Source organism: Bacteroidales bacterium (assembly GCA_035342335.1).
GTDB lineage: Bacteria > Bacteroidota > Bacteroidia > Bacteroidales > JAGONC01 > JAGONC01.
Genome location: DAOQWY010000009.1, coordinates 1 through 10,064 on the forward strand (window position 1 = coordinate 1; position 10,064 = coordinate 10,064).

Sequence of the window (10,064 nt, forward strand, 5' to 3'; positions counted from 1 at the left end):
CCTGTCCGCTGGCAATGTCGTTTGTTCCGGGCGTGTAGGCGGCTGTCAGCAGGGTTTCATTGTCAAAGGTGCCGTCTCCGGCTGTGGTCCACAGCACCGAGGCGTAGTTTTCAGCCGTGCCTGCCAGGGTGTAGCTGCCTTCGCTGGTGCACATTCCGCCATCGGGACCGGCATTGACAATGGGTGCTCCGGTCACGGTCAGGATTAGTGTGTCAGATTCATCAGGACAGATCCCCTGTTCATCCGATGCAGTGAGTATCAGGAGGACGGATCCCGCCTCGATGTCGGCACTGCCCGGAGTGTATTCCGTATTTACCTCGCCGGCATCGTCAAACGTCCCGTCCCCGGAAGTGGTCCAGGATACATCGTCAGAATTCAAGACCGAGGCATCCGACAGGAAATAGGATTCTCCTTCACAGATGGCAGCATCTTCTCCGGCAAAGACAACGGGAGCCAGGGAGATGGTCAGCGTCATTTCATCCTCCACCGGATCGCAGTTTCCGTTGCCATTAACGGTCAGGGTGAGGACAGCCGTGCCGTTTGCGATATCCAGGGTTCCGGGAGTGTAGACTGCTGTCAGCAAACCGGGATCGCTGAATGTGCCATCCCCGTTAGTCGACCAAAGGATGGAAGCAGCATTCTCTGCCAATCCGGTCAGTGTATAGCTGCCTTCGCTGGTGCACATGCCGCCATCGGGACCGGCATTGGCTACCGGAGCGCCGGTGATGGTCAGGATCATTGCATCTTCGTCCACCGGGCAGGGTTCTTCGCCAGTGGCGGTCAGCGTAAGGGTAACGTATCCTGCAATGATATCTGCAGTTCCCGGATAATAGGTTGTATTCAGTATCCCGTTATCTTCAAACATCCCATCTCCGGATGTTGTCCAGGTGACACTGAGCGCATTTTCCGCAGTTGCATCAGCAAGTATATAATTCTCTCCTTCGCAAATGGAAGTATCTTCACCGGCAAATACGTTGACAGCCAGGGAGATGGACAGGATCATGCTGTCGGTAGCATCCGAACATCCTCCTTCACTGGCAAGCGCTTTACCGGTAAGGGTCAGGATGACTGATCCTGATACAATGTCAGCACTTCCGGGTGTATAGGTGGGATCGATCCGTGTCGGATCATCAAAAGTCCCGTCTCCGCTTGTTGTCCACAGCAGGGAGTTTGCATACTGGGCTTCGGCATCATCGATCGTGATGGAGTTATTCGAACAGACCGACCGGTCACTGCCGGCGTAAACGATCGGTGTATTGATGATGATCACCTGGCCAAGGACGGCGGTGTCGTCGCAGTGGATGCCGTGCTGGATGCATTCCAGCAGATAGGTTCCGGGAGCAAAGCTCCACACCATCGCGATGGTGTCGGCATTGGACGGTTGTATCTGTGTGGTCGCATCAGGCAAGGTCAGTTTCCAGGAATAGACCGATCCCTCTTCCCCGTCAACGCGGTAAAAGCGTGCTGCATCCGGGCACACGGTATCGAGCACGGGAATGTTTTCCTGTGCCGTCAGCCGGCCGAGTGCCAGCAGCAGCGTGATCCATCCAATATGTCTGATGCGTCTCAGCATTTCAGTCATTTCATTTTTGCCCGATCGGCGTATACCGATAGATGGGCGATGTTTCCGGACGCGGGTACACGGTCAGTGTCACCGGTTCGGACGGTGTGTCGTTCGTCTGTCCATACCCGTTGGTCACCGATGTGATCCAGAAATCGGTATTTCCAACAGAAGGCGTTGGGGTGTGTAGGAATGTGTAGGTCGTATCCGTAATATTTTCGATCGTCCAGGAACTCGTGCCATCGGTATAGGTGATGCTCCACGGCCCGATCGCGCCACTGATCTCCACCGTCAGCACGGCCGGATCTCCGTAGCAGACAGGTGCAGGATCAAGGAAAACAGCAGTGGAAAATCCTTCAAGAACGGTCATTATGCCGACCTTCAGATTGTTTGTTGGACAGGTATTGGTAGCTGTAACTTTAAAGAAATAGATACCTGGAACCAGCCAGGTAACCTGAACCGTCGGACCCGTATTAATACCATCTACAAAGAAGGCTTCGGTAACCGGGCAGTTACCCGGGACCACAGCCAGATTCAAACCCGTGACATCGTTGTAGAGCTCCCACACGTAGGTATCGCCCGGAACCTCCACCACGCTTAACTCGCTGGTCTGACCAGCGTACACAGTATTCCCATCCTGCGCCATGGCGGGGGCCATGGGCAGCAGCAGCCCCGGTATTGTTACCAGGAGTATGCATAGGATCGTATGTACGAGTCGGGACATATGGTTTAATCGGCAATCGGCTATCGGCGATCGGCAATCTAGATCTGCAATCGGCTATCGGCGATCGGCAATCTAGATCTGCAATCGGCAGACAGCAAACTGCGAATGCTATATATTTTTATTTGTTTAATTTTCAATAAATTATAAACTAAATCATAAATACTAAATACTGAATACTGAATCATAAATTCTCTCTCATCTCTCCTCTCTCCTCTCTCCTTTCTCCTCTCAAAAAAGTCATGCCTCTTGCATTCCCGCTCACATTTTCGTCAGCAGGTCGCCATGAAAAAGGTATTTTTTCCCCCGGTCCGGCTCGTCCAAGTTGTTTCAAAATGGGTCCGGCTCGGGTGAATTCGTTCACCGGGGGCCCCATTACGCCTTCCAGTTCACTTCGCGGCCTTCCGCGGCAAATGTTTCTATATGGTTTGATCATACAACCAATGGGTTAATTGTTTCAGGTTTCTGGTTCCGGGTTCCTGGTTCAGTGTTCTGCGTTTACTGCCAATTGCCAACTGCCAATTGCCAATTGCCAACTGTCGTCTGCATTGAAAGCCTTCCCTTGCCACCCTCGGTGGCCGGGTTCGCTGAAAAGAAGCAATCTGTTCCATAACCTGAAGGATTTATGCCACGAGGTGTGGCGAATTAATTTCCTTCAGCTCCGGGTACAAAATAGCGACGTGCATCCCGGAAGAGTCCGGGTGCTAAAGGCGCATGGAAAACGTTCGATATCGCCTTCGTCGTCGTCGTTGTGTTCCCCTGAGCTGCATTGGTTTTTGCGTTCGGGCAACGCTTTTTGCTTTGTCGATGCGCTTTTATTTAAGGAAAAGCGAACAGGGTGTGCGTCCCGGTTGCAGCGAACGCTGCAAACCGGGACAGTTTTCCCCGTTATGAAAAAGCAAAATTTGTTGCCATCAGGCTATACCATTGACAGGTTAAGGCTGAACTGGTAAGAAAACACCTGGGGCAACTGGATCAACAGTAGGCCTTGGATTGACATTTTGTACCGCTAAATCAGCAAATGGATCATTTTCTGTACAATCAACATGATATACATCAGGTTGACCAGCAGCGTTGACAGCATCAACAGCTAATGTTATCGGAATCAAAGCAAGACCTTCAGTGTCATTGTTATATACAGTTACTCTTACATAGATTGAAACACCAGCAGAAGTGTTTGATAAGCTTGTCGTAACAGCCTCATCATCTGTCCAGTTACCATTACTAGCTCCTGCTACAACAGAGTGATCGTATGTTCCAAGGCTATAGCCCCATGCAATGTCTGCAGTCTGATCACCTATTAGTCCGCTAAGCTGGAATGAAGGGGTATATGAGTCAGTGAAATTGGCTGCAACGACTTCAAAGTATAAATAATTGATACCGAAATCGTAGTCAATGCTACCATTTGGTGCAGGAGTAGCTATCCATTCTGCAGATACAACTCCAGGAGCACACTGTTCGTCAGTGGCATCATATGCCAATGGTACTTGAGATGCATCTTCAATATTTAAAATATCAACCGTAAAAGCGTTTATAGGAAGGATGGGATATACCTTCATGTTATTGGCACATCCTGTTGCAGGGGCCTCATATTCAACAACAACAAAAAGTTCAGGTGGGTCCCCTGGTGCGACAGTTGCATCTGCCAAACCTTGTGATGTCCAGGTGATTGTGGTTGTTGTTGGATTTGCATTGACTTGAGCTGCTGTCATATAGTTAGTTGCAGCTTCAACAACTGGGCCGGGAGCTACCTCTTCTGTTGCCACCCTTACACCCTCATCGATAAATTGAGTGGAAAGAGTAGCATACCAATATGCCTGACCTGTCAGAGGGCTTACTTCAGCAGAGTAAGAATAGGGTATACCAGCAATTGGTGCAAAAGGATTATCAGTAACACAAGATATTGGTCTTGGGTCAGAGCCTCCAATCGCTTGAGCGTAAACCTGACTAGTTCCAGCTATAATAGCTAAAAACAGAATCATTGAAATTTGCTTTTTCATAATTGTAAAAAATTTAAAATTTGATTTGATTCGAAAATCATAGTTTGTTGGTTAAAAGAAAATTTGGTGGGGAGTGGTTTCAATCTGCAATCAGTTATCTGCAATCAGCTATCTGCAAATGCAGCTAAAACGTCCCTGGGATTTTGTTCAATGCTTTTTGTTTTGTTCCATAGGTTCGGTTTTTGTTTAATGATTCGGGTTGATTTCATTGGAATTGGATTTTAAGTTCCTGGTTCCTGGTTTCGAGTTCCTGGTTCCGCGTTTCGCGTTGATTGCCAACTGCCAACTGCTAACTGCCAATTGCCAACTGTTTCCCAATTCCCCTCTTTCAAGTCATCTTTCCGTGTTTCATAGGCGTTTTGTTTTAGTTTGTACTTAATTGATTCCATGGGCGATGGAAAATTATTTTCGTGTTAAGGTACTTTCTGAACATCAGGCCGGGGCTTTACAGTAATTATGAAACTTACTGGATCGGATAAATTACCATTACAATCTTCCAGTCGATATGTAATTGTGTGATATAAATCTTCGAAGTTTACACCATCACCTGGTAGCAAAATGCCACCCGGATAGGCGGAAGGCTGCCCGGATATATATTCATCGGGTAATGGAGGGATGAAGCTTCCATCATCGAAATCAATTCGCCAATAAACTATAAATTCATCAGATTCGTCAGGATCGCAACAGTTATCCGAAAAAGCATTCTCATCTAAATCAAGCTCATCATTAACAATATACCAATCAGGACGTCCCGGTATGATATCGGCCCATGGCTCAGGCTCGCCATCGTAAAGAGCTGAATAAATATCCAGTACACAGAATTCGAAAGGTCCGGGGGTTGCGAAAGTAGGTGGATCGTTATCCTCAACTTGGGTGCTTATTGTTACCGAGTTGTTGTCTATATCATCATCTTCCGTATCGCTAGTTACACTTGCCGTGTTACCTATATTTTCGCAGTGGTCAATGGGGACTGTTCCTTTAATGTACAAGGTAATTGAACTGCCTGCTCCAAGATTCCCAACGTTGTACGGTGTTACCCAAGGATTCCATGTTATCAGATCAGTGGAGAATAATGGTAATGGTAATACCAAAATAACATCATTAATAATAATATTAACAGCTTCTGCAGGACCGTTGTTTGTAACAGTAATTGTATAGATTAATTCTCCACCTGTAAATGCCTGATCATAATAAATGATCGGTTCGCCATCTTCAATAAATACAGAATAGGCTGATTTTGTGATTAATAAATCAGCTGCACCAAGGACAGTAACGGTGAAAGAACAATCGGCTATGTTTCCGCAATCATCTGTAATCGTGTAAGTCACAGTAGTAACACCACTATAAAAATGCCAATCGTCTGGTATCAGGCCATTTCCATTTCCAGCCGAAGGTGGAGAGGCTTCCCAGGTTAAATATGTAATTCCTGGTGCGGTAATTAAGGGGGGATCTATTGTTACTGTTGCATAATTGTATCCTGGATTTGGGCTGGTAATAATATTGCCAGGACAGTCAATATCAGGTGGATCGGGTTGGGTAATCACTACAATCAGAGAAGTTGAAGAACAATCATTTGCCGAAGTAATTGTTACCCAGTACACTCCTGCAGACAAACCGGTGGCTACGGGATCTGTCTGCCCATTGCTCCATAAGTAGGTTGGGGATTCTCCACTTATTATTGTAACCCATGCCGTACCATCATTTCCGTTATAACAACTTGGTTCAGTATATTGAACTTCCTCATCAATAATTAAAGGTTCGGGCTCGGGCAATGTGACAGTTTCACTTGAAGTACAACCATTTGCATCGGTAACTGTAATCGCATACGTTCCAGCTGCCAGATTAATTGCTGTTGGCGTGTTCTGAACAGGGACTGTATTCCAGGAATATTGAAAAGGAGCAGTACCTTCAGTAGCAGATGCAGTTATGGATCCATCAGAATAACCATAGCAAAGAGGTGGAATAATTTCAGTAATGATAACTGAAACAGCGGGGTGAAAAATAATTGTCATATCGTCTGAGACTGAAGGGCAAACACCATCGGGGTCGTTTGTGGTCAGAGTTAATATAACAGAGCCATCAATAATATCCTGTGTCCCACAATTATAAATTGTTATTGGTTCATAGATATCATCGAATGATCCGTCACCGCTCGTTGACCATAAACTTGAACTGGCTGATCCAGAAATAGATCCATTTAATTGGATAGTAGTTGGAGACGAAGCACACAATACCTGATCTTCTCCTGCATTTACTTTTGCAGATGCAATAACATATACGATAAATGTTTGGCTTACTGGTGGGCAACCAGATGCATCCCATACTGTTAAAGTATATTCCCCACCATTTGCTAATATAGAATTTGGTATTGCAGGATCTTCTTCAGTTGAAGAGAAATCTTCTGGGCCTTCCCACAGAAATGTAAATGGTTCTAATCCATTTGTGACATTGGATAGGAGCTGAATTGTTTCTCCTTCACAGACAGATGAATTTTCACCTTCGACCTCTGGATCAATAATCAATGGAGGAGGTTGAAGTGTACCAAAGGAAATGTCATCCAATCCAAAATCATTTCCAGTTTCAAAAAGATCAAGATTTACTATTTTTACAATAGCCGTTTCTGCATCTGCAGTCCATTCTCCCCAGAATCGAACCCAATTATCCAGATTGACCTTGGCTTCATTAGAAGGACAATGATTATTCACGTAGTCAGGAGCATTTAAATCTGCACTTATTCCAATAGGTGTCCCATTAATTTCAAACTGTAATTCTCCGGCTGGATGCGCACATTCAACATTCATGGCCCAGGCACTGAAATAATAGGTAGTCCCAGGATCGACATCAATCTCATTCTGCCAAATCACAAGTGGTTCCTGCGCACCATCAACAAGCATGAAATTTCTTGGGCCTACAGTATTGTTAGTATGATCCCTTCCATGCCAACCCGGGTGACCACCTATCGGATTAGGACAACAACCAACCCAATCGCAAGGATCGCACCCCGCCCATGCACTTTCATGAACTGCATACCCAGCATAATTAGGACGATAATAGGTCCAATCACCTCCATAATATAATTCCTGACGAAGCTCATATTCAGTATAGAAAGTCACATCTGAAGGATTGAAATTTGTAAAATGTCCATCTTCTACCATCTCGATGGAAACATCTAAGAAATCTGTTTTATGACATCCGGTTGCGGGATTTGTAACCGTAACACTATAAATACCGACAATATCAACCGCTATTTGTTGTGTTGTTTGCCCTGTGCTCCATAAATACGACATATTATCTGGATGTGCTGTCAGCAGAATCATCCCATTCGGATCAGAACAATAATCGGCTGTAATATCTGCTTGAGGCAGAGGATTTACTACGATTGTAACCTGGTTAGAGATCCCTTCACAATGATTCCCATCAAGAGTTATAGCTGTATAAATATGGGTTCCGACTGGAGGAGTAACAACAGCAGTTGCTGTAGTACTATTAGCTCCCGAATAAATGACATCCCCTATGATCGGTGGTCCACTTATTTCAGTAGTATATCCACTGCCTATTGGTTTAATAATTTCTATAGACCAGTTATCTAGACTTCCTGTATTTTGTATCCACCACCAATGAGTTGCATCATCGAAAACCCTTAAAGTCCAATTTCCATCAATAGGAGCACCGTTTAATGCGTTTGCAGGAACTACTAAATTATAATTACCAAAGTTAGCTGCACCTGTCCTATCAGGAACAGTAGTTATTGTCCCTTCAGGTCTATATGTTCCCGTAAAGGGTGCTGTATTATTTCCTGCTGTACCAATAACATTTGTTGCGTCTGTTCTTAAAACAGTGTTTCTATAATCATTTCCATCATTTCCATTATCTGAGGATAATAACATAGCTCTAGTAAAAGTTGGATCAATAAGAAATATATCTAGATCAGCATCATATTGATGAGTAATGTTTAATGTAATAATTAAAATATCGCTAGGTGCTAAGGTAGCCCCCATACTTCCAGTTAATGTAATTATTGAATTTGCATATTGAGTATTACTATTATTCGGTATATTTAAATTTACATTTCCAGATGTACCTGAATATGAGTCCATAATAATACCACCCGAATTAGTTGCAGTTAATGTAGTACTCTCCCCTTCACAAATTGTTGTAGGTGAAGCGACTAAGGATACTGTTGGAGAAGGTAAGACAGTTACAGAATGAATTGCTGTTGTATTTGGCCCGCAGCCGGTCGCAGTAGCAGTAATTAGTATGGTTCCTGTATAACCGGATGCGAATGTAACTTCCCCTGTATTTGGATTAATGGTGTTACCAGCTGCAAGACTTGTCGGATCCAAACTATAAGTCAACGTAATAGCATTTTCAGCAGTAGCAGAATATATAATTGGTTCACTACCAGAACATGCTGTTGAAAACTCACCTAATTCAAAGACAGGAATTCCCAGATCAGAATAAATAGTCACAACAACAGGTTGTATATCATAGCATCCGAGATCAGTTGTGCCTTTTATATAATAGGTCCCGTTTTCAGCTGTTTCAGGAGTTGGATAAGGTACAGTTGCTTCAGCATCATACCAATAAGTAAAAATAAGTCCGGGTGTCGAACCTTCTGTGATTGATTCATCCGTAATGTCTACAGTCGCAGGGATGCATTCCGGTTCAGGATTGTTAATTACTAAAGTTGGTGAAGAATTAATAATAACAACCACCGGTTTTATTGTGTAGCAATTAGTGGAGGGATCAAGCCCTTTAATATAATAGGTTCCACTTGTAGATACGGATGATGGATTTGGCAAAGGCATGGTTGCAGCAGCATCTAACCAGTAAGTAAATATTAAATTGGGTGAGGAGCCTTCAGTAATGGAAGGATCTGTCAGATCGACTGTAGATGGGGTACACACAGGATCAGGATCGTTAATTATTAAAGTATGAGGAGGTTTTACAGTAATCGTTACGTTTACTGGTATTCCTGTGCAGTTGTTCGCATGAGGATAAACCTTATAAATTACAACAGCATTAGATGTTATATTATTAAATAACTGTTGTATTATCTGATTCCCATCATCATCAAGTGCTCCGGCAATGCTTCCAGGGGGCGTTATCGAAAATATAATCCATGAAAAAGTTGTATTAGGTACATTGCTGGTAAGATTTATATTGGTGTAGGCACCTGAACAAATTGTTTGTGAGGATGGTATAGCAATGACATTGGGTAATGGAAATACCTGGATGATAAAAGTCACAGGTGATCCTGTACATCCATTGGCATGTGGAGTAATTGTTATTGTCGCCGTTCCAGTCAAAGCAATAAATGAAGGAATCTCAGTGACTCCTGTTTGATTAGGTAACCCAATTGACGTGCCTCCTGATATATCGAAGACCACTCCTTCTGGCGTACCGGTTAGCGGAATAACAGGTGTAGTTTCTCCAAAGCAAAAGGCCTGGTCGTCAGGGCTATCAGCAGTTGGAGTTGGATAAATTGTCACAATAGTTTCTGAAGATGCCATGCATCCGTAGATATCTGTCACTGTCAATGTATATGTGCCAGCTGCAGCAATTGTGACATTATCGATTATTGGATTCTGTAAAGTGGATGTAAAATCGTTAGGTCCAATCCATATGTAATCACTCATTCCGTTTGAACTGCCAAATAACTGGAGGTTTTCATCTTCGCATAGAGGGCTGTTACTGTTTGCAATAGCAATTGGAGCAGGAGCTACTACAATAGTGACCTGGTCGGAGGCTGTACATCCATAATCATCGGTTACAGTCAGGG

5 protein-coding genes are annotated in these 10,064 nt (G+C 44.2%); all 5 read right to left on the reverse strand.

What is annotated here, in order from left to right:
- Positions 1–1,573, reverse strand: a 1,573-nt coding sequence (locus tag PKI34_06035) for a hypothetical protein (protein HNS17362.1), incomplete at its 3' end; no start/stop codon positions are given.
- A gap of 10 nt (positions 1,574–1,583) precedes the next feature.
- Positions 1,584–2,285 (reverse strand): hypothetical protein, encoded by a 702-nt coding sequence (locus PKI34_06040; protein HNS17363.1) that lies wholly within the window; start codon positions 2,283–2,285, stop codon positions 1,584–1,586.
- 181 nt (positions 2,286–2,466) lie between these two features.
- Complete coding sequence (locus PKI34_06045) at positions 2,467–2,718, reverse strand: hypothetical protein (protein HNS17364.1); 252 nt, start codon at positions 2,716–2,718, stop codon at positions 2,467–2,469.
- A gap of 499 nt (positions 2,719–3,217) precedes the next feature.
- Complete coding sequence (locus tag PKI34_06050; protein HNS17365.1) at positions 3,218–4,282, reverse strand: hypothetical protein; 1,065 nt, start codon at positions 4,280–4,282, stop codon at positions 3,218–3,220.
- Between the two features lie 413 nt (positions 4,283–4,695).
- Positions 4,696–9,921, reverse strand: coding sequence for an HYR domain-containing protein (locus tag PKI34_06055; GenBank protein ID HNS17366.1), 5,226 nt, complete (start codon positions 9,919–9,921; stop codon positions 4,696–4,698).
- Positions 9,922–10,064 lie beyond the last annotated feature (143 nt).

Excerpts from the sequence above, each read along its gene's own strand:
- PKI34_06040 (HNS17363.1), bottom strand. The coding sequence starts at position 2,285 with ATGTCCCGACTCGTACATACGATCCTATGCATACTCCTGGTAACAATA.
- PKI34_06045 (HNS17364.1), bottom strand. The coding sequence starts at position 2,718 with ATGATCAAACCATATAGAAACATTTGCCGCGGAAGGCCGCGAAGTGAA.
- PKI34_06050 (HNS17365.1), bottom strand. The coding sequence starts at position 4,282 with ATGAAAAAGCAAATTTCAATGATTCTGTTTTTAGCTATTATAGCTGGA.
- PKI34_06055 (HNS17366.1), bottom strand. The coding sequence starts at position 9,921 with ATGAGTGATTACATATGGATTGGACCTAACGATTTTACATCCACTTTA.